The sequence below is a fragment of the Acinetobacter sp. AND/436 genome, from assembly GCF_049546925.1.
GTDB lineage: Bacteria > Pseudomonadota > Gammaproteobacteria > Pseudomonadales > Moraxellaceae > Acinetobacter > Acinetobacter indicus.
This window is the reverse complement of record NZ_JBMXBO010000005.1, coordinates 106099-131223: the sequence shown is the minus strand read 5'-3', so window position 1 is coordinate 131223 and position 25125 is coordinate 106099. Positions and strand designations below refer to the sequence as shown.

Genomic DNA, 25125 nt, shown 5'->3' with positions numbered 1-25125 from the left:
GATGATTGTTTAAGCCATATTCAGGCGGTGTGTATTATTATGTAGCCGAAAAATATGATGACCACATGACAATTAAAAAGTACACCTTTTTCATTCCTCATCAAACATGATGTCAAGCTCGGTAAAATTCAAGGGTAAAGCAAAAATATTTTTTATTTTTAGGCAGACTGCTTGGAAATGTTCGTCATCGTCACAATCTAGAAGCCACCGTACTCAGTTTGCGGACAGCGGATTCGCTGCAAAAGCAGACAGGCTGGAGGGTCTGTTCGTTCATTTCATGGGCGGATTCTTCCGCTGGCTGTCATTACAGCGTAAAATAGCCGATTGATATTTTTTTATTTAAATTAGGAATCTTGTTCTGTGCAGAGTCATTTAAATGTAGATCAACTCGTTATGGCGCGTGACCGTCATCGTTTAAATCGACTGCGTAAAGGAAAAGATGCAAATGAAAAACAATATTCTGAGCTATTTGAAAAATCCAATCTGAAAGTTCGGGAACGCCTGGGCCGTATTCCAAACATCAAACTGAATCAGGATTTGCCGGTCACCCAATACGCCGACAAGCTGGTTGAGGCAATTCAAAAACATCAGGTGATTATTGTGGCGGGGGAAACCGGTTCGGGGAAAACTACCCAGTTGCCGCAAATTGCCATGCTGGCCGGGCGCGGTTTAACCGGTCTGATTGGTCATACCCAGCCGCGTCGTCTGGCCGCGCGCAGTGTCTCGCAGCGGATTGCCGAAGAAGTCGGTGAAAAACTTGGTGAATCCATTTCCTTTAAAGTCCGTTTTAATGAACAGGGCTCGCAGGATTCGCTTGTCCGCTTAATGACCGATGGTATTTTATTGGCAGAGCTGGCCAATGACCGTTACTTAAGCAAATACGACACCATTATTATTGATGAAGCGCATGAACGTTCCCTGAATATTGACTTCATCATGGGTTATTTAAAGCAGCTGTTGCCACGGCGTAAAGATCTCAAAGTCATCATTACCTCAGCGACTTTGGACGTAAACCGTTTCAGCAATTACTTTAATGGCGCGCCGATTTTTGAAGTCGAAGGGCGCAGCTATCCGGTTGAGGTACGTTACCGTCCCATTTCCGAACTGAGCATTGGCGGCAGTGATGATGATGAGTTTGATGACTTTGAAGAAAACCTGCCGCGTGCAGTGGTGCAGGCGGTGGAAGAATGCTTTGCCGATGCACAGGAAAAAGGTCATCCTGAACATGCCGATATTCTGGTGTTTGCCAGCACCGAGCAGGAAATTCGTGAATTACAGGAAACCTTAATCAAGCATGGCCCGCGCCATACGGAAGTGTTGCCGCTATATGCACGTCTGGCCCTGGCCGAGCAGCAGAAAATCTTTAATCCATCGGGCGGTGGCCGACGGATTATTATTGCTACCAACGTCGCGGAAACGGCGTTAACTGTACCGAATATCCGCTATGTGATTGACAGTGGTTTTGCTCGGATTTCACGTTATAACTATCGTTCACGTGTACAGCGTCTGCCAATTGAAGCAGTTTCGCAAGCCGCAGCCAACCAGCGTAAAGGCCGTTGTGGCCGTATTGCACCGGGTGTCTGTATCCGTCTGTATTCGGAAGAAGATTTCTTAAGCCGTCCGGAATTTACCGAACCGGAAATTAAACGCACCAACTTAGCTTCGGTGATTTTGCAGATGCAAAGTCTGGGCCTCGGTTCGCTGGAAGATTTTGATTTTATCGAGCCCCCAGATCATCGACTGGTCAATGATGGTCGCAAGCTTTTGATTGAGCTTGGCGCAATGACGGAGAAGAAAGCGAATCCGTCTAAAGCGACTGACGAAAATAATAATCTCCCTCTGTCTAAAAGAGGGGTTGGGGGAGATTCCTTAACCAAAATTGGCCAGCAAATGGCAAAAATGCCGATTGATCCACGTCTGGCACGAATGATTCTGGGCGGGGCACATTTTGGTGCCTTAAATGAAATTCTGGTAATTGTGGCGGCACTGGCGGTGCAGGACCCACGGGAACGCCCGGCCGACAAACAGATGCAGGCCGATCAAAAACATGCCTTGTTCCGTGAAGCCGATTCCGATTTCCTGTTTTATCTCAAACTCTGGGATGCCTTGCTGGCCAATCGTGACTTGAGTGAAAACAAGCGCCGAAGCTTTGCCCGTAACCATTTCCTGAGCTGGTTACGTTTACGTGAATGGAAGAAAACCCATGAGCAGCTGGTCGATCTGGCACAGGGGTTAAAACTGTCTTTCAATGAAAAGAAAGCCAGTTATGAAAATCTGCATCGGGCTTTATTAACCGGACTGTTATCGTTTATTGCCAATAAAACCGATGAACGTAATGTGTTTATGGCAGTGCGTCAGCAAAAAGCGCGGGTTTTCCCGGCCTCAACCTTGCATAAGACCAATACCCCGTGGGTGATGGCTTTTGAGATGGTGGAAACCTCGCAGGTGTATTTGCGGACCCTGGCCAAAATTGAGCCGGAGTGGATTCTTCTGGCGGCACGTGATCTGTTAAAACATCATTATTTTGAACCGCACTGGTCGAAAAAAGCCGGAGTGGTCAATGCCTATGATCAGATTTCACTGTTTGGTTTAATCATTGAACCGAAACGTCAGGTGAATTATGAAAAGGTCGATCAGCCGGCGGCGCATGAGATTTTCCTGCGCGATGCCTTGACTACCGGTAACTTGGGAATTATGCCGCCGTTCTTAAAGCATAATTTACTCAAACTGGAAGAAGTGGAGCGGGTCGAAGACAAGCTGCGCCGCCGCGATCTGGTGGTAGATGAAGAAACCATCTATCAGTTCTATGCCGCAAAAGTGCCGACAGATGTGGCCAGCCGCCGTTCTTTTGAAGACTGGCGCGCGACCGTCGAGCCGAAAGAGCCACGTTATTTATTTGTTGATGATGATGCCTTGTGGCTGAATGATCGCCCGACCACGCAGCAATTCCCGGATTATCTGCGTAATGGCGAATTGCGTCTGGCGGCCAGCTATCGTTTTGATCCGAGCCATGATGAAGATGGCGCAACGGTAAAAATTCCGGTTCAGGCCCTGCCACAGGTCGATGAAAACATCTGGTCCTGGGGGATTCCGGGCTGGCGTGAAGAGCTGATTGAAGCGCTACTTAAAGCCTTACCGAAAGATAAACGCCGTAACCTGGTGCCAATTCCGGATACTGCGCGCAAACTGACTGCGCGAATTGATGCGACACATCTGCGTGAGCATATTTTCAGCTTCCTGGCTTTTCAGCTGCGCGGCGATCAGATCACTGAAAAAGACTTTAGCTTTGAACGGATCGATCAGTATCTGCTGCCGTTTATTAAAGTGATTGATGAAAAAGGCCGGGTCATCGAACAGGGCCGTGACCTGAGTGAGTTGAAAGCCCGCTGCCGCACCGAAACCCATAGTCCGGTGAAACAGCTGAAAGGTGAATTTAAAACCTTCCCTGACAACTTTGTGTTTGAAGCCTCGCAAAAAGTCACTGGCGTGGTGGTCAAGCAGTATCAGGCGCTGGTACCGACCAAAGACTTTGCTGCGCTGGAACAGAAAGATGAATCTGGTGTGGTGATTCAAACCTTTAATGATCAGGCAGAGGCAATTAAACAGCATCGGGCCGGCGTGATTCGCCTGATTCATATGCAGCTGGGTGATTTAATCCGCCAGCTGAAAAAACAGATTTCTAAACCGCTGGCGCTGGCTTATTCTCCGTTGGGCGATAAAGCACAGCTGGAACAGATGCTGGTCTATGCCACCTTGCAGATGTCAATTGATGACTTGCCAGTCAACGCTGAGCAATTCCAAACGCTGCTACTTGAGGTAAAAAAATCATTCCTCAGTCATGGACAGCAAGCGCTGCTCAGCTTTAATGAGATTTATATTCAATGGCAGGATATCCGCCGTAAACTGCTGATGCTGGATGAGTCGGTCTTTGCCAAAAATATGGATGATATTGAAGATCAGCTGGACCTCATGAACCTGGCCGATTTCGTGTATAGCAAGCCAGCAGACGTCTGGAGCGAATATCCACGTTATCTGAAAGCGCTGGTGCTGCGTCTGGAACGTTTGCCGAATAACCTGCAACGTGATGATGCCGCCATTGTGCAGATTGACCCGTGGATGGACAAACTGTTCAAGTTTAAAAATGACAGCCGCTTGAAAGAATTGTACTTTATGGTGGAAGAATTGCGCATCTCGTTATTCTCGCAGCCAATGAAGACCAAGATGCCAATTTCGCCAAACCGGCTACAAAAAGTATGGGAAAAGCTGGGAATCGGTTAAGATAGAGAGAATTTCAAAAAGGAGTTTTACATGGGCATTCGCATTACCGGTACGGGCTTATTCCATCCTGAAGATGTCATTACCAATGAAGAGTTAGTTGAAAGTTTAAATGCTTATGTGGAACAGTATAACTCGGCCAATGCTGACAAAATTGCAGCGGGCGAGTTAGAAGCACGCCGTGGCTCAAGTGCAGAATTTATTGAAAAAGCCTCTGGCGTGAAACGTCGCTACGTGTCAGAGAAAACCGGTCTGCTTGATCCAAACCGTTTACGTCCACATTTAAAAGAACGCGCTGATGATGAAATCTCGCTTCAGGCCGAGTGGGGCGTAATTGCAGCCAAACAGGCAATGGAAAATGCCGGTGTCACGGCTGAAGACATTGATGTGGTGATTCTGGCCTGCTCGAATATGCAGCGTGCCTATCCGGCGGTGGCCATTGAAATTCAGACTGCACTCGGGATTCAGGGCTATGCCTATGACATGAACGTGGCCTGTTCAGCAGCAACCTTTGGTTTAAAACAGGCGTATGATGCCATTAAAAGCGGTGCGCGCCGTGTCTTGCTGGTGAATGTCGAAATTACATCGGCACACAATGATTTCCGTTCGCGTGACAGCCACTTTATTTTTGGCGATGTTGCCACTGCGTCAATTATTGAAGACACCGACAGCAAAACCGGTTTTGAAATTGTGGACACTCAGTTATTTACCCAGTTCTCGAACAACATCCGTAACAACTTCGGTTTCCTGAATCTGTCTGAAAATGCCGATATTGATGACAAGCGTTTCCGTCAGGACGGCCGTAAAGTCTTTAAAGAAGTGTGTCCACTGGTTGCGAAAATGATTACCGCGCAGCTGGAGAAAAATGCGATTGCACCAGCCGATGTAAAACGTTTCTGGTTGCATCAGGCCAATGCCAGCATGAACGAACTGATTCTGAAACTGGTGGTTGGTAAAGCGGCTGCGGAAGCAGATCCGGCGTTGGTGCCAATTATTCTTGATGAGTTTGCCAATACTTCATCTGCCGGGGTCATCATTGCCTTGCATCGTACTGCGCATGAAGTGAATGATGGCGAATATGGCGTGTTATGTTCATTTGGTGCCGGCTACTCGGTGGGCTGTATCCTGGTACAAAAACACGTGGTTTAAGGAGTACAGATTGCAGGTCCAGCATGATGCAAAATGGATCAAGACGCTGAGCGCCTTATCTAAGCGCTATTTCACGCCGACCTTTTTAGGCAGTGAATATATTGATGCATCCCGACCTGCCATGTATGTGGGCAATCATTCCCTTTACGGGATTTTTGATGCCCCCGTCATTATTGATTATTTGTTCAATGAACATCAGGTGGCTGTGGTTAGTATTGCTGACCATAGCCACTTTTATTTGCTGATCTGGCGCGATATTGTCAAAAAGTTCGGCGCAGTCGATGGCCAGCGTGAATATGTGCGTGCCTTGATGCAGCAGGGCTATTCGATTCTGGTCTTTCCGGGTGGCGGACGTGAAGTGCTGAAACATCCGGGTGAGCAGTATCAACTGATCTGGAAGCAGCGCTACGGCTTTTTACAGTTGGCACAGGAATTTCAGTACGACATTATTCCTTTTGCTGCCTTTGGCCCCGATGATATTTTCGAGTTTGGTTTTGATGCCAGAACCGTGGTGCAGCATCGTCTGTTTCAGAAACTGCTCAAAGTCCCTCAACTGGATAAATTATTACGTCATGGCGATGTGATTCCATCATTACCGAAACACCTGATTCCCAAGCGGGTACCTTTTTATTTTCAGTTTTTGCCACCGGTAGAGGTCGGGCAGAGATTAGGTTCTGAAGATTTGACCACGCTGCGAGAGGAAATCGCTCAGCAAATTTACCAGAGCTTAGCGCAGCTAAAAGCCCGTTCAACTGGGCACTCATCCTCATAATAGCCGGGTTGTGCCTGAGTTTAAGCCCGCATAAGTGATTTTTGATAAAAATAACGAGAAAACTTTATGAAAAATAATGCTTAGGTTAAGATGAACCATCCTTTTATTTGAAGTCTTTTGAACAGCTATGCAACCATTTGTTCTCTATAACTCAGAGCAGCGCAAAAAAGTAGAATTCGTGCCACGCGTCGATGGACAGATCGACATGTATGTCTGCGGTATGACCGTGTATGACTACTGTCATATTGGTCACGCGCGTGTCATGGTTGCATTTGACTACATCATCCGTTTCTTGCGGAGTCAGGGCTGGAAAGTCAAATATGTACGCAATATCACCGATATTGACGACAAAATTATCAAACGTGCCAATGAAAATGGCGAGAGTATTACCGCTTTAACCGACCGCTTTATTCAGGCCATGAATGAAGATGCAGAAAACCTCGGCTGTCTGGCTCCGGATGAAGCACCGCGTGCCACTGACTATATCGACCAGATGCAAAACATGATTGGCAATCTGGTTGACAAGGGCACCGCTTATCCGGCTTCAAATGGTGATGTTTATTTCCAGGTTGAAAAATTTGCAAAATATGGCCGTTTGTCTGGTCGTAAACTGGAAGAGATGCAGGCTGGTGCTTCAGAGCGTGTCGATGTCGAAGTAGAGAAAAAACATCCATTTGACTTTGTGCTCTGGAAACATGCCAAAGAAAATGAACCGGCCTGGCCATCACCGTGGGGCAAAGGTCGTCCGGGCTGGCATATTGAATGTTCGGCGATGTCGACCTGCTGCCTGGGCAATCATTTTGATATTCATGGTGGTGGTTCAGACCTGATGTTCCCGCATCATGAAAATGAAATTGCCCAGTCTGAAGCCTCTACCGGTGAGCAGTATGTTAATTACTGGATGCATGTGGGCTTTATTAATGTCGATGGCGAGAAAATGTCAAAATCGCTCGGCAACTTCTTCACCATTCGGGATGTGATGGAGAAATTCCATCCGGAAGTGATCCGTTATTTCATCGTGTCTTCACACTATCGTAGTCCGGTGAACTTCTCGGATGTAGCACTAAAAGAAGCCAAGACGGCGCTGTCCCGTTTCTATCATTCATTTAAAGCCTATCAGGCCGTGTATGGCGACAAGCTGTTAGAAACGCTAGATGACACATTGGTCGAACGCTTTAATACCGCAATGCGGGATGATTTTAATACCGCGGAAGCGATTGCAGTGCTGTTTGAAGTCAATAAAGAACTGAACCGCGCGGTGAAAGAAGAAAATGCCGAACAGGCAGCAATCTTCTATGCTACCTTGCGTCATCTGACCAATATTCTTGGTTTGGTACAGCACAATGTCGATGAATTCCTGAAGTCAGACATTGGCCAGGATGCACTTGGTTTATCTGAAGAACAGATTGAAGATCTGATTCAACAGCGTAAAGATGCCAAAAAAGACAAAAACTTTACCCGTGCCGATGAAATCCGTCAGTCTTTGCTCGATCAGGGCGTAGTGCTGGAAGATACCCGTCAAGGTACCGTTTGGCGTCGTGCTGATTAAATCGCCACTTGGAAGCATAAAGAGTTGACAGTTGTATGAAACTCTCTATAATGCACTTCCATATTGCGGGAATAGCTCAGTTGGTAGAGCACAACCTTGCCAAGGTTGGGGTCGCGAGTTCGAGTCTCGTTTCCCGCTCCAAAATTTTAAAAGCCTGAATCATCTGATTCGGGCTTTTTTTATGCGTTTTTATCTAGATATGAAATATTATCCATTATCTTTACTAAAAATCGCCTTAACTGCTTGAACTAAAAAAATGAGATTGATGTTCACCATCTTCCTGTGCTGTGGTTTATCAGCAACAGGCGGAATCATGAAGAAATCGTGTGAAATCTTATACATTTAAAAACGTGACATTTGCATAGATATGCTAAAATTGCGAAAATTAATTTCTGCTTGGATGAAGACCGTTCAGCCCTGAACGAAGGTTAAAAATTTGAATTCTGAAAACATGTCAAACCCGATTGATTTTCAAGGTGTGGCGCTCAGTACCTTGCGTATAGAAGAACAAGCTTTGCAAACACTGGCCACACAAATTGATGAGCGCTTTAGCCGCGCCTGCGAAATTATTTTGCAATGTAAAGGCCGTGTGGTGATCACCGGTATGGGGAAATCCGGGCATATTGGCCGTAAAATGGCGGCGACTTTTGCCTCGACCGGTACACCTTCATTCTTTATGCATCCGGGCGAAGCAGGACATGGCGATTTAGGCATGCTGGTACGGGGTGATGTGCTGATTGCCATCTCCAATTCTGGCAAAAGTGATGAAATCATGATGCTGATGCCGCTCATCAAACATCTGCAAGTGCCGTTAATTACCATCAGCGGAGATGACAGCGGCCCAATGCCACAAAATGCCGATGTGGCTTTAACTTTAGGGAACATTCAGGAAGCCTGCCCACTGGGTCTGGCACCGACCTCGAGCACCACCGCAACATTGGCTTTAGGGGATGCACTGGCTGTGGCCTTACTTGATGCGCGTGGGTTTACCGCAGATGATTTCGCCCGTTCCCATCCTGCGGGTGCTTTGGGTAAACGCTTGCTGTTGCATGTCAAACACTTAATGCATACCGGCGCCGAGCTGCCAAAAGTCGCGCCAGAAACCCCAATGAACAAAGTGCTGTATGAAATTTCCGACAAGCGTTTGGGGCTGACCACGGTGGTGGATGAACAGGACACCTTATTGGGAATTTTCACTGATGGTGATTTGCGCCGTTTAATCGACAAACAGCAGGGCTTTGATATTCATCTGCCGGTGGCTGAAGTCATGATCAAGCAGCCTGCGACCATTTCTCAGGAAGCCCGTGCGGTTGAAGCACTGGCACAGTTACGCGATAAAAAAATTAATCAATTTGTAGTGGTCAATGATGCACATCAGGTGATTGGTGTGATCAGTATGCATGACCTGATTCAGGCCGGGGTAAATTAAAAAATGGCATCGTATATTTTATTGGAACAGGCACGTCACGTTGAGGCTTTGGTTTTAGATGTCGATGGTATTTTAAGTGATGGCTTTGTTACCTTAACCAATAGCGGTGATGAAATTAAAAACTTTGATATTCGTGATGGTCTGGGCATGAAACTGGTGCAGCAGGCCGGGGTGAAAGTCATCATCATTACCGGGCGTACCAGCCATATTGTTGAAAAACGTATGAATGCCTTGGGTGTGGACCTGATTTATCAGGGCCGTGAAGATAAAGGCGTAGCTTTACGTGAAGCCTGTGCCCAGCTGAATCTGGCACCAGAAGACTGTCTGTATATGGGCGATGACTGGCCAGATTTATCTGCCTTTGCCATTGCCGGGATGAAAGTCACGGTGCCGAATGGTCATGTTGAAGTGCGTCGTCGTGCTGATCTGGTGACTCAGGCGCAGGGTGGCCGCGGTGCGGTACGTGAAATCTGCGATATGATCCTAATGTCAAAAGGCGTATACGAACAGTTACTTGAAAAGTATACCGCGATCCCTCATTAATAAGATATTCCTCTGATTGAGTTGAGTTAAAACCCCACTTATGGATACCCGAGTTTTATATATTACTGCGATTGCAATTGCAGCTGTAAGTGGTGGTTATTACTATTACAGCGGTAAAGGCAATAAACTGGATACCGAGGGTTCCAGAAGTATGACCTATACGGCGGAGCAGATTAACCTGACTCAAACCGATGAACAGGGGAATTTATATGTTCGCGCTCAGGTTGACCGTTTAGAGCAGGATATGCAAAAGCAGACCTCTCAATTACAGAACCTGAATGCGTCGATGTATAAAGAAGGGAAAGTTGATGCCACTTTTTATGCCAAGCAGGCGCATGGCTATAATGACAATGAAAAAGTGGTGTTATCTGACCAGGTGCGTGCCACCAAAATCTTAGCGCAAGGTCAATTAGAACTGCAGACGACAGAATTGACGGGCTATCCGGACAGTCGGGAAATTGAAACCGATAAACAGGTGATGGTGCAGTCTCCACAAGCTGAATTTGTAAGCCAAGGACTGAAAGCCAATTTGAATGATGGTCAATACGAATTTTTTAATATTCGAGGAACATATGAACGTTAACCCGAAGCTTGCAACACCTCGTACTTTCCTGCAGAAAGCCGCGCTTGTAGGTTTGGCAGTATTGTCCTCAGCTACAGCCTGGGCCTTGCCTTCAGACCGGAACCAGCCAATTACCTTGGTGGCTGACCGTGCGACATTTAATGAGCGTACCGGTATTACCACCTATACCGGTAATGTGATTATCGAGCAGGGCACAATGCGCTTGCAGGCCAATTCAATTGTGGCCAATCTGAACAGTAAAAAAGAAATCAGCACCATTACCGCCAATGGTAGTCCGGCACAGTTCCAGCAAAAGACTGACCCGAATAAAGGTCTGGCCAAAGGTCAGGCGCAGAAAATTGTCTACAATGCGGAAACCGGTATTATTACTTTGTCGGGCGGGGCATTTTTACAGCAGGATGGGGCCAGTATTCGCGGCAATACCTTGCGTTATAGTATGAACAAAGGCGATATTGAAGCCATTGGTACGCCAAACAACACCGGATCATCTTCAGGTCGCGTACAGATTGTGATTCCACCATCCAGTTCAAAATCATTCCCGGGAGCACGCGATTAATGGATCAGGTCGTACAGCCACAAACTCTGACAATCAAACACCTGGCCAAAAACTACAGTAAGCGCTGGGTGGTGAAAGATGTTTCTTTCTGTATGCAAAGTGGCCAGATTGTCGGCTTGCTTGGCCCAAATGGTGCAGGTAAAACTACCAGCTTCTATATGGTGGTTGGCCTGGTGCGTATGGACAAGGGGGAAATTCATCTGGATGAACTGGATTTATCTGACCTGGCCATGCATGAACGTGCGCGCAAAGGCATCGGTTACCTGCCACAAGAGGCGTCAATTTTCAGAAAACTGACCATTGCTGAAAATATCATGTCGATTCTGGAAACCCGTAAAGACTTAAACAAGCAGCAGCGTCAGCAACGTTTAACCGAACTGCTGGCCGACTTTAAAATTACCCATATTAAAGATTCACTGGGCATGAGTGTATCGGGTGGTGAGCGACGTCGTGCAGAAATCGCCCGTGCTTTGGCTGCCGATCCGAAATTCATGTTGCTGGATGAACCTTTTGCCGGGGTGGACCCGATTTCTGTCGGGGATATTAAAGATATTATTAGCACCCTTAAAGATCGCGGAATTGGTGTATTAATTACCGACCATAACGTGCGCGAAACATTGGCAATTTGTGAGCGTGCTTATATTGTCAGTGAAGGTGCAGTGATTGCCGAAGGAACCCCACAGGAAATTCTGGAAAATGAAACTGTGAAACAGGTCTACCTAGGTGAAGATTTTAGGGTGTAGTTATTAAAATATACACATCATGGTTCGCTGTGATGTGTGTTTTATCTGTTAAATGTCATAAAGTTGAAAAAATATAAAAAATTAAATTAAAAAAGCATTAAACTTTCACAAAATATTTCATCGTATTCGTTTAATTATAATGATGAGTAATACAAGAGCCGTAATAGGCCAAAAAAATAAAGTTAAGTATATGCTATTTGGGGGGAATCTTATTGTTCAGTGGTCTGACGGAACCGTCGATGGCCGAACAAAGTTCCACGCATGAAGATTCATCTTTAAAACAGCATTTTGCCTCTATTTTTAGCCCCCAATCTGACCAGAATTTTCATCGTGTCCGTATTAGTGAACTGAGCCAGTTTCAGCTCGATACACAAAACATTCAGGAAATGCCTCGGGTCGTACCAGCATCATCTGTTCCAGAAACAGCGGCATCAGCCCGATCCTCTGTGCAACAGCCTTTGAGTTTTAATGACACCATTCGGACCGCTGTTCAGCGTCATCCTGAAATTTCCCAGGCCATTTCCACTCTGGCAGCCCAGAATGCCAGTATTGATGTGGCGAAGTCCGGTTATTATCCACAATTATCTGGTGGTATTTCCACAGCAGACCTGACCAAAGGCGAGCGTGGCTGTCAGCTGCTGAGCCTGAATGCCACGCAAATGCTTTATGATTTCGGCAAGGTCAATTGCTTACCAGACTGCCAATGCCATGATTAATATCAAACGCTATCAGGAAATTACCCGCATTGCTGAAGAGCAGATTCAGGGGATTGCCCGCATTGCGGAAATCACCAATAGCGTAACTGGCAGATTCCAGAGCGGCTGGTGAAAGAGGCGCAATTATATTCAGAGCCGGTTTTTCAGCAGATTCCCGGACTAATCGCTGCTCAGGCTGAAGTTGAAGTGGCCAAATTACGCAAGCAGCAATCACGTTTAAGTGCTTATCCCACTTTAAATGTGAAAGGTTCTATAAGTCAGGCCATCAATGGTCGTAATCCAAATAACAATGAAGATGATGGCCTCTATAATTCGATCATGCTGGAAGCCAATAGCAACTTTTATCAGGGCGGCGCAATTGCGTCACAAACCCGGGCGGCCAGTTATGCAGAAGAAGCGGCCAAGGCACGGGTCAATAGTGTGTATCTAGAGGTGCTGGATGAAACCCGCATGCTGCGTGAAGAAATCCAGAACAAGCAGCGCCAGATGAATATTCTGGTCAAGCGTCAGGCCACCACCATCCAGACCAAAGAGCTGTATCAGGAACAATATAAATTAGGCACGCGCTCAGCTGTCGATTTACTGAATGCCGAACAGGCAATTCATAGTGCCGCCCAGGAAATTGAAAATACGCGTTTTGATATTTAAGCCGCCATTGCGCGCTATATCTCCATTACCGGACGGACACGCGATATTTATGATTTAAACCATATATCCATTCAGGGGCTTGAAGTTCAGCCATGAGTACTAAAATAAATTATCAACCGTGGCTTCAAGCAGTACTGAGCATTGCCAAGCATTACCGGATTGAACCATCCGCAGAACGTATCCGCTTGCAGCTGGACTGGAATCCGAACCAGAATATTGATGATATTTTAAATCTGATTGCCCGTCAGGTGGGCCTAAGTCTGCGCAAAACCGACTTTAGCGCCGAAGTGATCAATCCCTGGCGTTTGCCGGTACTGGTTGAATTCCAGGATGGTCAGGTGGGCGTAATTGACAAGGTCGATGCCGAAGGCAACCTGAGCATTCAGTTCAGTGGCGATCAGAGTTTATCACAAACGCTGGCCAGCGATACTTTGGCGGAGCATGTGTGGCATGTCTATATCCTGCGCCCGGAAAAATCGGTTCCCGATGCGCGGGTAGATGAATATGTCAAACCCTATGAAGATAACTGGTTCTGGTCAATTGTGCTACGGGACTGGAAACGTTATATCGATGTAATGTTTGCCATCCCTGATGGCCAATATTCTGGCACTGGCCACCATCCTGTTTTCGATGAATGTCTATGACCGGGTAATTCCGGCGCAATCGGTTCCAACCTTGTGGGTATTGGCAGGCGGGGTGCTGATTGCGGCCATTTTCGAGTTTAGTTTAAGGGTCACACGGATTTATCTCTCCGATATTGTCGGCAAGCGCGCTGATCTGCGTATTTCAGACCGGGTCTATGGGCATGCGCTACGGATTAAAAACAGTGAACGCTCCAAATCGACTGGGACCTTTATTTCACAAATCCGTGAACTAGAAGGGGTGCGTGAACTGGTGACGTCGACCACCATTTCTGCAATCGCTGATTTGCCTTTCTTCCTGCTGTTCCTTGGCGTGTTCTGGGTGATTGGTGGGAACCTGTTCTGGGTGATGCTGATTGTGGTACCGCTCATGATTATTCCGGGCATTCTGGCGCAAAAGCCTCTGGCTAAACTGGCCAACGAGGGGATGCGTGAAGGCGCAATCCGCAATGCCATGCTGGTGGAATCGGTACAGGGCATTGAAGACATCAAGTTATTACGCGCCGAAACCCGCTTCCAGAATCAGTGGAATCATATGAATGAAGTTTCCGCCGATATTGCCATGCGTCAGCGTAAAATTGTCGGTGTCATGACCGCCTGGACCCAGAAAATTCAGGGGCTGACCTTTGCGATTGTGGTGCTGGTGGGCTGTTTTGCGGTGATGGATGGGGAAATGACCACGGGTGCTCTGGTGGCCTGTTCAATTTTATCTTCACGGATGCTGGCGCCAATTTCACAGATTGCCGGCGTGCTGGGCCGTTTGCAACAGGCCAAAGTGGCGAAACAGGGACTGGATGAATTAATGAAAAAACCGGTTGATCAGCCGGAACATAGCCACTTAATTCATCGTCCGGTGTTAAATGGTCATTATGAATTAAGCGGGGTCAGCTTTAAATATGGCGAAGATGATCCTAAACCAACCTTGATGGTACCCAAGCTCGAAATTAAAGCCGGTGAAAAAATTGCCATTCTGGGCCGGAATGGTGCCGGAAAGTCCACCTTGTTGCAGCTTTTTTCCGGCATGCAAACCCCGAATCAGGGCAAAATTAAACTCGATGGCGTAGAGTTGGGCCTGATTGATCCTGCTGATGTACGCCGTGATATGGGGCTATTGAATCAGAATGCGCATCTGTTTTTTGGCACGGTACGGGAAAACCTGACTTTGGGTGCACCATTGGCCAATGATGACGATATTTTACAGGCACTTCGAATTACCGGTGCGCTGGCTTTTGTGCAGGAAAAGAAAGAAGGGCTGGACCATCTGATTCTGGAAGGTGGTGTGGGGTTCTCTGGTGGCCAGAAACAGGCCTTGTTGCTGGCCCGTTTGCTGCTGCGTCAGCCGAATATTTTATTGCTGGATGAACCAACGGCTGCAATTGATGATGTCTCCGAGAAACAGTTGATTGATCATTTGAAAATGTGGCTTGGGCACCGGACTTTGGTGGTGGCCACCCATCGCCGTGCAGTCTTAGAGCTGGTGGACCGGATTATTGTGGTCAATGATGGGAAAATTGTGATGGACGGGCCACGAGATCAGATTCTTAATCAGTCTGCATCTCAACCGCGTCAGATGGCAGGAGCGAAGTCATGAGTGAACAATTAAGCAAACGTTCAATGCAGGTGACCGAGCTGGAGCCACCTTTACCTAAAGCCAGTCTGTTTATCTGGATTATCTGTATTGGACTGGCAGTTTTGTTACTCTGGGCCTGGCTGTTCAAGCTGGAAGAAGTATCCACCGGCACTGGTAAAGTGGTGCCATCTTCGAAAGAGCAGGTGGTACAGTCTTTAGAAGGCGGGATTCTCACCACCTTGAATGTCCGTGAAGGGGAAATTGTCAATCGGGGTCAGGTGCTGGCCCAGCTGGACCCGACCCGGTTTGCTTCTAATGTGGGTGAATCGGAATCTTTACTGGTATCTTCCTTGGCCACTTCGGCCCGGTTACGCGCTGAAGTAAATGGCACGCCTCTGGTTTTTCCTGAAGAAGTGCTGAAAGAGCCAAAACTGGTACAGCAGGAAACTGCTTTATACAATTCGCGCCGGGCCAACTTAGAAGAATCGCTGGCCGGTTTACGGCAGGCTCTGGTGCTGGTCGAGCAGGAATTGCGTATGACCGAGCCGTTGGTGGCCAAAGGTGCGGCCAGTGAGGTGGAAGTGCTGCGTCTGAAACGCGAGGCCAATGACCTGCGCAACCAGATGAATGATATTCGTAACCAGTATTATGTCAAAGCGCGTGAAGAGCTGTCCAAGTCCAGTACCGATGTACAGACCCAGCAACAGGTGGTACGTGGCAAGTCCGACACTTTGAACCGCACGGTATTTAAGTCGCCGGTACGGGGTGTGGTCAAGGAAATTGATGTGATGACCATTGGCGGGGTCGTACCGCAAAATGGCAAGTTAATGACCATTGTGCCTTTAGATGAACAGCTGTTAATTGAAGCGCGGATCTCGCCGCGAGATATTGCATTTATTCGCCCAGATTAGGAGGCACTGGTCAAAATTACCGCCTATGATTATTCGATTTATGGCGGTTTAAAGGGTAAGGTCACGGTGATTTCACCGGATACCATCCGCGATGAAGTCAAGCAGGACCAGTTTTATTACCGGGTCTATATCCGGACTGATACCGATAAGCTGACCAATAAATCTGGCCAGCAGTTCAGTATTACCCCCGGAATGGTGGCCACGGTTGATATTAAAACCGGTTCCAAAACCGTACTGGATTATCTGATTAAACCGTTTAACAAGGCCCAGGAAGCGTTACGCGAGCGTTAATTGTCAATTCAACTTAGACCTCCCAGTTTGGGAGGTTTTTTATTGCTAAAACTTGCCTGAAAACACGTTATAATTTCAGAGATTATTGCATTTTAGCTGTGTTATGCCATTTACCATTGCCTCCCTTGTTCGCTTTGAAGAAGACATTAAAAAGAGCCGTTTTGAGGCCATTGCCGTACCGGTAGAAAACGAACAGGCGGTTAAAGATTTTCTGGAAGCCAACAAAGACCTGACCACTACCCATCAATGCTGGGCATGGAAAATTGGCCATCAGGTGCGTTTTAATGATGATGGTGAACCTTCTGGCACTGCCGGCCGACCTATTCTGGCCACCATTGAGGGCAATGAGCTGACCAATGTGCTGGTGCTGGTCAATCGCTGGTATGGCGGGATTAAACTTGGCACCGGTGGCCTAGTGCGTGCCTATGGCGGTTGTGCCGGGCAATGCCTGCTGCTGGCAGAAAAAATTGAACTGATTGAAAAGAAAAAAGTCGAGTTTCAGTGCCAGTTTAATGAATGGGCCATTTTTCAATATGAACTGAATAGCCAGAATATCGAGTTTCAGGAACAGTACGGGGCAGATGGCGTGCAGGTCAATGCCTTATTACAAGTGCATCAGATTGAGCCTTTGGCCTTAAAAATTCAGGACGTTACCCGCGGCCGGGAACAGCTCAAAGTCATGGAGGAGCCAGCAGATGACTGAACATGATCCTTTGCTGAAATATCGGGAACAGCATAAACATCGGCTGAATTATATGCCATGGCTGTACTGGTCGCTGAAACCGAAAAACCGGGTTTGGGCCGAAGCCTGGCAAAAAGACTATCAGGCCTATTTGATGGAGATGGAAACGGTAGAAATTGGCGAGAACTGCTTTATTTCACCGCTGGCGCATATTTTTGCCGAACCGGGACGTAAAATTAGCATCGGGGATAATACTTTTATTGCTGCAGATTGTACCTTGCATGGTCCGCTGCATATTGGCAGTGAAGTGGCGATTAATCATCATAGTATTCTAGATGGTGGTCGGGTCGGCATTAAGATTCACGATCAGGTGCGTATTGCCGCCTATTGCCATTTATATGCCTTTGATCATGGCATGGATTTGGCTCAGCCGATTTACCAGCAGCCGGTGCGTTCGCAGGGCATTGAAATTGAACGCGATGTCTGGCTGGGTGCTCATGTCGGCGTTAAGGATGGTATTAAAATTGGCGCCCATGCGGTTGTCGGCATGCACAGCATGGTCACCAAAGATATTGAAAGCCGGGCCATTGTCGCGGGGAATCCGGCACGTTTGATTCGTTATCGTGATTAATTTCAGACATAGTTCTCTATCTGCAAATGTCTGTGTTTTATTTACATTTTGTCATGTCATCCGCTGAGGACTTATGCTAAGTTTTAGATAACAATTAAAACGAAAGCCTGGCAGACAGGCAACAAGAGAGGCGACAATGAAACGAGTAATTGCCTGTATTGATTCTTCACCCTGTATCAATGCACTCGCGGAAGCCGCAGCGTGGATAGCCAAGCAGACCCAGCGGGAACTGGTGCTGTTACAGGTGCTGGACTATTATCCGGCCAGTTATCACTTAGGTGAAATTAGCGGGGTCATTGGTTTTGAAAGCAATGCCATGTTATTGAAGGAACTGGCCGAGCTGGAACAGAAACAGAGCGACATTGCGCTGGAATATAGCAATAATCTGCTGCGTCATATTTCCGAGATGGTGCAGCAAAAATATAATATTGTGCCGACCCAGATTCAGGAAAAAGGCGATTTTCTTGAACAAAGTTTTAATGTCTTACAAGAAGATGATATTGCGGTTATTGGCCGGGTCGGGGAGCGTTCCGCCGAACGCAATAAAGCCCTGGGCAGTAATGTCGAAAACTTTATCCGCGGAGCCAATTGTGCCGTTATGACCGTGGGCGAGCAGTTTAAACCGCCAACCCGTTTTATTTTCGCTTATGAATATTCACCAACCTGCTTAAAAATCATGAAGCGCATCACCCAAAGTGATTTGCTGCGTCTGCTGCAATGTCATTTGCTGTATGTGGGTGATCATCCGGAAATATTGAATGAGCCGACCCAGTATTTAAAAGCCGCTGGTTTAGATGTGGTGGTGGAATATCGTTATGGCGATGTGGCGGAGAATATTCTGGATTATCAGCGTGAACATGGTATTCAGCTAATTTTGCTTGGGGCCTTTAGTCATAGCAAAATCCATCAGTTTTTCCTGGGCAGTATTACCACCACCATTTTCCGGAATTCGAATGTGCCGTTACTGGTAGTGAAATAACGCCCAAATATCTTACACGCATCTGATGAATTACTGTCCAAGGTTATCCGCATTTATTGTGGATAACTATATGGACAGTATATGTAAGTTTATAAAAAATAAAATAAATATTATTTTGTGTGTTTTTTGTTCTGTTTGGGCCTTATTTAACGATGGCCAAGGCAAAGCCATCATGCCCTTTGCTGCCTACCGTTTGCAAGGCAGTTGAGGACAATAAACGTGGATGCTCCTGCATCAGCTTAAACATCTCGCGAATGCCTTCAATGCTAGGCTTGTGATTGTCCGGATTGATGATGTCACCGGCGCGAATTACATTGTCCAGGAAAATTAAGGTGCCGGAGCGTGACAGATTCAGGCTCAGTTCCAGATATTCCGGATAGCTCTGTTTATCCGCATCAATAAAAATAAAGTCAAACGGGGCAGTATCAGCTGGCAGGCTTTTTAAAATATCGGCGGCGCGGCCCACACGCAAATCAATAGTCTGTTTCAGCTTGGCCTGATCAATATTTTCCTGTGCCACGGCGGCGTGTGCATCACGACCTTCAATAGTCAGAATATAGCCATCTTCCGGCAAGGCACGCGCCAGCCACATGGTGCTATAGGCAGCAAAGGTACCAAGTTCCAGAATACGTTTACAGCCGTTCATCTGAATTAACATCTGTAACAACATGCCCTGGTTGGGCGCAACAGCAAGGTGATCCGGATAACCCCGATCATCGGTATGTTTTAAGGTTTGGGTCAGAATCGGATCTTCAGGAATTAAATGTGTTTCGATGTAGTGGTCGAGGTCGGTCCACATTTGTTTCATAGTCGGGGGCACCTTTGTTGCAATGCATGCATTTTAAACTTTTCCCCCTAGAGTGCAATTTTTATCGGGAGAGTTGCAGAATTAATAGACATAAAAAGAGGCGCCGCAGCACCTCTGTATTCAGATCCGGATTTATTCGTAATAGCACATTGACGAATAGCGGCTTAAATCCGGTCCCCAGGTACGATAGCCCTGCGTATCAATATGGATTTGCCCTGAAGCATACAGTCCCAAGCCCATATTCAGGCTTTGACCATACTGGGTCCAGAACTGGCACAGTCTGAACTTGGTATTTTCAATAAAGGCATAATCTTGCGGCTGTGGAAATTCCGGCCCAATCCGGAAATCAATAGCGGAATTATATAAATGCCGTGAGGAACTGGCACCACCGGCGCACTGGTTCAGCGGTAAATCGCGATAGACTGAAGTGACTTCAAAATCGGTCAGGACTTTGGAGGCAACCAGATATTTAAAGACTTTTAAGGTTGGAATCTGATTGCGCCATAATTCGCGGTTGGGCACCATGTATTGCGAGCGGCCACATTTTTGCCAGTCACGTGCGGTGCGCAGTAATTCAAAACTTGGAATAATATTGCCGACGCCTTCAGCATTCAGGAATTTTTCATATTCGCGGACCTGGCGCAGGTTATCGGTCACGGCAATCCAGCTGTTATAGGCATAGGGCACCACTTTTGGTGCGACCTTGCGTTCATAGCTGATTTTTTCTTGTGGGATATAAATCCGTTTTCCATCAGGCGAATGAATCGTTTTCCCTTTCTGCGGTGTGGTTGTACATCCGAGCATGATCAGGGGCACGATGCTGAGCGAGAGCACCGCCTTGAGAAATTGCGTCATTATGCAAATCAAACGTTTACTAAAATCCTAAGCATTCTAATCTAAAAGCTTCGGTAAAAATTGAAAATATTGCAATCAAATGTGTGTTTTAGGTATAAAAAAAGATCAGCTTTTGCTGATCTTTTTAAAATTACTTTTCTAAGTATTGTAATTTGTCCGGCTTGCCATTCCATTCTTCACGGTCAGCAGGCTGTTCACCAATTTGCGTGATATTTGGCCATTTTTCTGCCAGTTCAGCATTCAGCTCGATAAATACTTCCTGACCTTCTGGTAGCTCATCTTCCGAGAAAATCGCATTGGCTGGACACTCAGGTTCACACAGTGCGCAGTCGATACATTCATCCGGGTTAATCACCAGGAAGTTTGGACCTTCATAGAAACAATCTACAGGGCATACTTCTACACAGTCTTGATATTTACATTTAATACAGTTTTCAGTGACAACAAATGTCATGGCGACAGCTACCTAAAAATATGGTTCTAATAACTAAGCTGTATTTTAGGCAAAAATGATGTGAACTAACAATTGCTTTTACTGATATTTGATATAGACAGTGCTACTAAATTTGATAAAAGTGCTATAAAACCATCAAAAAAACTTATAAATGAAAAAGACTCTCAAATGAGAGCCTTTCCATATATGAAATTCAAGTCTTGAATCAGGCGTTTAGCTGCTCTTTCAGGGCATACAATTGCTCTAGAGCCTGACGTGGGGTGAGATTATCGACATCCAGTTGGCGTAAGGCTTCGAGGGCCGGTGATGGTTTTTCAACTTCGACAATCCGTTCAATCACTTCAGTTTCTACCACCGGTTCACTGAATAAATCATGCTGGACCGATTTTTGTACCGACTGATGTGACTGCTTTTCCAGAATCTTCAGGCGATTTTGTGCTTCTTTAATCACATTGGCAGGAATACCAGCCAGTTTGGCCACCTGCAAACCATGACTCTGGCTGGCCGGACCCTGCTGGACTTTATGCAGTAAAATCAGGTTGCCATTGAGTTCTTTGGCCGTAACATGATAATTATCAATACCTGATTCTTTGCCCAGCTCGGTCAGCTCGAAATAATGCGTAGCGAACAGGCATAAGCATTTGATCCGTTTGGTTAAATCCAGCACACAGGCCCAGGCCAGGGACAGGCCATCATAGGTACTGGTGCCACGGCCGACTTCATCCATCAGCACCAGTGACTGATTGGTGGCATGATGCAGAATTTGCGAGGTTTCGGTCATTTCCACCATAAAGGTTGATTTACCGGTAGACAGGTCATCGGCCGAACCAATCCGGGTGAAAATCCGGTCAATCGGACCTAGCACCGCAGCTTGAGCCGGCACATAACTGCCACAATAGCCAAGCAGGGCAATTAGTGCGGTCTGGCGCATAAAGGTCGATTTACCGCCCATATTCGGCCCGGTAATAATTGCCATACGATGGTTAAAATCCAGTGTGGTGTCATTTGGGGTAAATGCGGTTTTGCTCAAGGCTTCCACCACTGGATGACGGCCGGCGACAATCTTGACTCCAATTTCCGGTGAGAATTCCGGACGGGTCCAGTTTTTCAGGCGGGCCTGATGGGCAAAGTTGGCCAGCACATCAATCTGGGCAATGGCGCTGCTCATCATCTGCAAATTGCCAATGTCCTGACGCAGCTCATCCAGCAGCATTTCAAACAGCATTTTCTCCCGTGCCAGCGCGCGTGATTCACTCGATAATACTTTGTCTTCAAAACTTTTCAGTTCTGGGGTGATATAACGCTCGGCATTTTTTAAGGTCTGACGGCGAATATAATGCTCCGGTGCCTGTTCGGCCTGAGCACGGGACAGTTCAATATAGTAGCCACTAACGCGGTTATAGCCAATTTTAAGCGTGTTGATGCCAGTACGTTCACGCTCCTGAATTTCCAGATCAATCAGGAACTGACCGGCATGATCACGGATTTGACGTAACTCATCCAGCTCGCTGTCAAAGCCTTCGGCAATGACATTACCATCACGCAGCAACACCGGTGGCTGTTCCACAATGGCCGCCATTAAACGCTGGTAAAGGCCCTGAAAATCGCCCAGTTCTTCATTCAGCTGTTGTAAATATTTGGATTGGCCGGCACTGACAATCGGCTGCACGGCATGACGTAAATACGGAATCTGGGCACAGGCCTGACGCAGCTGCACCAGATCACGTGGGCGCGCACTGCCTAAAGCGACCCGGCTCAGCACACGTTCAATATCACTAATTTCTTTCAGTACCAGACGAATTGGTGCATCGTGATAACCGGTTAAAATCGCTTCGGTCGCATCCAGCCTTGCATCCAGCAGTGCGGTATCACGTAGCGGTTGCATTAAGGTGCGGCTAAGTAGACGACCACCCATCGCGGTCTGGCAGTCATTAATCAGCTGAAACAGTGAGGTGCCGTGTTCAAATAAAGGTTCAATCAGTTCCAGATTACGCCGGGTCACCGGGTCTAGCGCAATAAAATCGCTACTTTGTTCCAGCTGAATCGAGCGGATATGCGGCAACGCCGTTCTTTGGGTTTCTTTGGCATAGTGAATCAAGGCGGCGGCGGCGGCTTTGGCCAAAGGCAAATGATCAATCCCAAAGCCAGATAGGGTAGCTACGCCTAGCTGGTCACACAGGGTTTTCTGGGCATTATTCAGGTTAAAATCGACATTTGGACGTTTGGTAACCGGGCAATCCAGCTGTTTTTTAACAGACTCGATGATATTCGGATCGACAATATCTTCATCGACCACAATTTCGCTTGGCATGAGACGCGACAGTTCAATCGCCAGCTGTTCCGGTTGATACTCCTGCTGCTGGACCTTGAAAATACCGGCACTTAAATCTAGCAGTGCAATCCCGATCTGGTTCTGCTGTAAACAGAGCGCGACCAGATTGGAAGATTGATAGCTGTTGAGCAGGGCATCGTCGGTGAGTGTGCCGGGGGTAATAATCCGTACTACGCCACGTTCCACCGGGCCTTTGCCAGTTACCTCGCCAATTTGCTCGCAGATCACCACGGTTTCGCCTTTTTTGACTAGTCGCGCCAGATAACCTTCGGCAGAATGATAGGGCACGCCGGCCATCGGAATTGGCTGGCCATTGGCCTTACCGCGATGGGTCAGGGTAATGCCTAACAGTTTGGCCGCCTTGTGCGCATCATCAAAAAATAATTCGTAGAAATCACCCATTCGATAAAACATTAAAGAATGTGGATGTTGCATCTTCACTTTTAAATATTGTTGCATCATCGGGGTATGCGAAGATAAGTCAGCCACAATTTCTTGCATGTTCATGTACATTCAGTTCCTTCAATTAACGCATGGGTGTTGGAATAGCTTTCACCGCGTGGATGTCATTTGGGTCAGCTGGAGCAGATAAAACATCGTGTTTAAATCCTGCACGTCGATGCTGTTGACGACCCAACAAGCGCTTCATCTTAACAAATTTAGCTAGGCGGAAAAAACCGATTCTGGAAAATCTGTGCTGAAACTGAGCAGCTTATGGCGGAGAAAATTAAGCGAGCAATACAGCTGATGAAGATTGCAGCAGAGAAGACCAGGAAATATGGAAAGCAGCGTTGCAGCAATGCGCTCGAAGCAGCAGGAGAGGCGCTCTATACTGGGGTAAATAACAACATGAAGATGAGCCCATGATGCCCAAGTTCTATTATCAGGCTTTGCCGGTACAGGTGTATTTTGGTGCGGGGGAAGCCAAGCGCACGCAGCACATTCTCAAGCAGGCCGGTTATCACAAGATTCTGCTGATTGCTACGCCCGGCCAGCAGAAGGCCGCTGAGCAGCTGGCCCGGCAACTTGGTGATTTGACCGTTACGGTTTATGCTCATGCGGTAATGCACGTGCCGGCAGAGGTGGCGCGGCAGGCGGTTCAGGCAGCCCAAGAGTTACAGGTGGATTGCTGTCTGGCGTTTGGCGGTGGTTCGGCTATTGGTTTAGCCAAAGCCATTGCACTGGACACCCATTTGCCGATTGTGGCAATTCCGACCACCTATGCGGGCAGTGAAATGACCCCGGTATATGGTATTACGGAAAATCAGCTGAAAACCACCGGCAAAGCTGCACAGGTGTTACCGAAAATCGTGATTTATGATCCAGCGCTTAACCTGAATCTGCCGGCAGAGATTTCTGCCTGTTCGGGCATGAATGCCATGGCGCATGCGGTGGAGGCTTTGTATGCAGAAAATAAAAATCCGGTGATTAGCCTGATGGCGCTGGAGGCGATTCGCTGTCTAGCCACCGCTTTACCGGAACTGGTACAGCATCCGAACGATATTCAACTGCGTGAACAGGTCCGCTATGGCGCGTGGCTGGCTGGGATTTGTCTGGGTTCGGTCGGTATGGCGATTCACCATAAAATCTGTCATAGCCTAGGGGGCACCTTTAACCTGCCTCATGCGCAAACCCACGCGATTATGCTGGCCTATTCGGTGCACTATAACCGCCATGCCGATGTACAGGCGATGGATCAACTGGCCGCTGCACTGGGTGTTGACAGTCGGGAGGAGCTGGGCCGTTTTATCTATCAATTAAACCAGCGCCTGCAGATTCCTCTGGCTTTAAAAGACTTAGGGTTACCGGAACACGCCCCGGCGGACATTGCCCGGATGATTTGTGATTCGCCGTATTATAATCCGCGTGAATATGACGATGATGAATTAAAGCAGCTGTTGCTGCAGGCTTATGCCGGTTTGCCTCCTGCCACACTTTAATACATAGCAATATGTAGCCATCTTCCAGAGATAAAAAAACCGAAGCGGTTGAAGGCTTCGGTTTTTTA

The 25125-nt window shown here is 47.2% G+C and carries 18 protein-coding genes, 1 tRNA gene and 3 pseudogenes; 18 read left to right on the top strand and 4 right to left on the bottom strand.

The genetic code is table 11. The features are described from left to right. The first annotated feature begins 360 nt into the window (after window positions 1–360). From hrpA to ACPEPR_RS06015, 16 genes and pseudogenes are all read left to right on the top strand, one after another. Window positions 361–4278, top strand: a complete 3918-nt coding sequence (gene hrpA / locus ACPEPR_RS06090; RefSeq protein WP_423562093.1) for an ATP-dependent RNA helicase HrpA — start codon at window positions 361–363, stop codon at window positions 4276–4278. A 30-nt stretch (window positions 4279–4308) separates the two neighbouring features. Further along, window positions 4309–5424, top strand: a complete 1116-nt coding sequence (locus tag ACPEPR_RS06085; protein WP_016659123.1) for a beta-ketoacyl-ACP synthase III — start codon at window positions 4309–4311, stop codon at window positions 5422–5424. A 10-nt stretch (window positions 5425–5434) separates the two neighbouring features. Continuing rightward, window positions 5435–6196: a lysophospholipid acyltransferase family protein gene (locus ACPEPR_RS06080; RefSeq protein WP_423562091.1), complete on the top strand. Its 762-nt coding sequence runs from the start codon at window positions 5435–5437 to the stop codon at window positions 6194–6196. Window positions 6197–6323: 127 nt separating this feature from the next. Beyond that, window positions 6324–7745 carry a cysteine--tRNA ligase gene (gene cysS, locus ACPEPR_RS06075; protein WP_423562089.1) on the top strand — a complete coding sequence of 474 codons (1422 nt, stop codon included), beginning with the start codon at window positions 6324–6326 and terminating at the stop codon, window positions 7743–7745. 65 nt (window positions 7746–7810) lie between these two features. Then, window positions 7811–7886: transfer RNA gene (locus tag ACPEPR_RS06070), tRNA-Gly, on the top strand. A gap of 310 nt (window positions 7887–8196) precedes the next feature. Further along, window positions 8197–9174: a KpsF/GutQ family sugar-phosphate isomerase gene (locus ACPEPR_RS06065; RefSeq protein WP_005178820.1), complete on the top strand. Its 978-nt coding sequence runs from the start codon at window positions 8197–8199 to the stop codon at window positions 9172–9174. Window positions 9175–9177: 3 nt separating this feature from the next. Further along, window positions 9178–9717 carry a KdsC family phosphatase gene (locus tag ACPEPR_RS06060; RefSeq protein ID WP_005178818.1) on the top strand — a complete coding sequence of 180 codons (540 nt, stop codon included), beginning with the start codon at window positions 9178–9180 and terminating at the stop codon, window positions 9715–9717. A gap of 40 nt (window positions 9718–9757) precedes the next feature. Next, window positions 9758–10300, top strand: a complete 543-nt coding sequence (lptC, locus tag ACPEPR_RS06055) for an LPS export ABC transporter periplasmic protein LptC (RefSeq protein ID WP_005178816.1) — start codon at window positions 9758–9760, stop codon at window positions 10298–10300. Further along, window positions 10290–10856 carry a lipopolysaccharide transport periplasmic protein LptA gene (lptA, locus tag ACPEPR_RS06050; protein WP_045794900.1) on the top strand — a complete coding sequence of 189 codons (567 nt, stop codon included), beginning with the start codon at window positions 10290–10292 and terminating at the stop codon, window positions 10854–10856. The genes lptC and lptA overlap by 11 nt, the downstream gene beginning before the upstream one ends. Further along, window positions 10856–11599 carry an LPS export ABC transporter ATP-binding protein gene (lptB, locus tag ACPEPR_RS06045; RefSeq protein WP_075166901.1) on the top strand — a complete coding sequence of 248 codons (744 nt, stop codon included), beginning with the start codon at window positions 10856–10858 and terminating at the stop codon, window positions 11597–11599. The genes lptA and lptB overlap by 1 nt, the downstream gene beginning before the upstream one ends. A gap of 239 nt (window positions 11600–11838) precedes the next feature. Then, window positions 11839–13059: pseudogene (locus tag ACPEPR_RS06040) on the top strand (TolC family protein). Beyond that, window positions 13056–15195: pseudogene (locus ACPEPR_RS06035) on the top strand (type I secretion system permease/ATPase). The pseudogenes ACPEPR_RS06040 and ACPEPR_RS06035 overlap by 4 nt, the downstream one beginning before the upstream one ends. Beyond that, a pseudogene (locus tag ACPEPR_RS06030) lies at window positions 15192–16376 on the top strand (HlyD family efflux transporter periplasmic adaptor subunit). Before ACPEPR_RS06035 ends, ACPEPR_RS06030 begins: the two co-directional pseudogenes overlap by 4 nt. Before the next feature lie 103 nt (window positions 16377–16479). Next, entirely contained in the window at window positions 16480–17079 is a 600-nt protein-coding gene (locus tag ACPEPR_RS06025) for an IMPACT family protein (RefSeq protein ID WP_005178810.1), read from the top strand. Then, window positions 17072–17689 (top strand): acyltransferase, encoded by a 618-nt coding sequence (locus ACPEPR_RS06020; RefSeq protein WP_104473705.1) that lies wholly within the window; start codon window positions 17072–17074, stop codon window positions 17687–17689. Before ACPEPR_RS06025 ends, ACPEPR_RS06020 begins: the two co-directional genes overlap by 8 nt. Before the next feature lie 136 nt (window positions 17690–17825). Then, a complete protein-coding gene (locus ACPEPR_RS06015) occupies window positions 17826–18668 on the top strand; it encodes a universal stress protein (protein ID WP_005178808.1) in 843 nt (280 codons plus the stop codon). A gap of 142 nt (window positions 18669–18810) precedes the next feature. On the opposite strand, the gene ACPEPR_RS06010 is transcribed toward ACPEPR_RS06015, so the two are convergent. The 4 genes from ACPEPR_RS06010 to mutS form a co-directional block, all read right to left on the bottom strand. Then, a complete protein-coding gene (locus ACPEPR_RS06010) occupies window positions 18811–19476 on the bottom strand; it encodes an O-methyltransferase (RefSeq protein ID WP_005178807.1) in 666 nt (221 codons plus the stop codon). 132 nt (window positions 19477–19608) lie between these two features. Then, window positions 19609–20331, bottom strand: coding sequence for a D-Ala-D-Ala carboxypeptidase family metallohydrolase (locus ACPEPR_RS06005; protein ID WP_005178806.1), 723 nt, complete (start codon window positions 20329–20331; stop codon window positions 19609–19611). A 130-nt stretch (window positions 20332–20461) separates the two neighbouring features. Next, complete coding sequence (gene fdxA / locus ACPEPR_RS06000; RefSeq protein WP_005178805.1) at window positions 20462–20785, bottom strand: ferredoxin FdxA; 324 nt, start codon at window positions 20783–20785, stop codon at window positions 20462–20464. 205 nt (window positions 20786–20990) lie between these two features. Beyond that, window positions 20991–23624 (bottom strand): DNA mismatch repair protein MutS, encoded by a 2634-nt coding sequence (gene mutS / locus ACPEPR_RS05995; RefSeq protein ID WP_104471029.1) that lies wholly within the window; start codon window positions 23622–23624, stop codon window positions 20991–20993. 207 nt (window positions 23625–23831) lie between these two features. Between mutS and ACPEPR_RS05990 the strand changes: the two genes are divergently transcribed. After that, window positions 23832–23984 carry a hypothetical protein gene (locus tag ACPEPR_RS05990; protein ID WP_168397746.1) on the top strand — a complete coding sequence of 51 codons (153 nt, stop codon included), beginning with the start codon at window positions 23832–23834 and terminating at the stop codon, window positions 23982–23984. Then, entirely contained in the window at window positions 23984–25057 is a 1074-nt protein-coding gene (locus ACPEPR_RS05985) for a maleylacetate reductase (protein ID WP_423562082.1), read from the top strand. The genes ACPEPR_RS05990 and ACPEPR_RS05985 overlap by 1 nt, the downstream gene beginning before the upstream one ends. Window positions 25058–25125 lie beyond the last annotated feature (68 nt).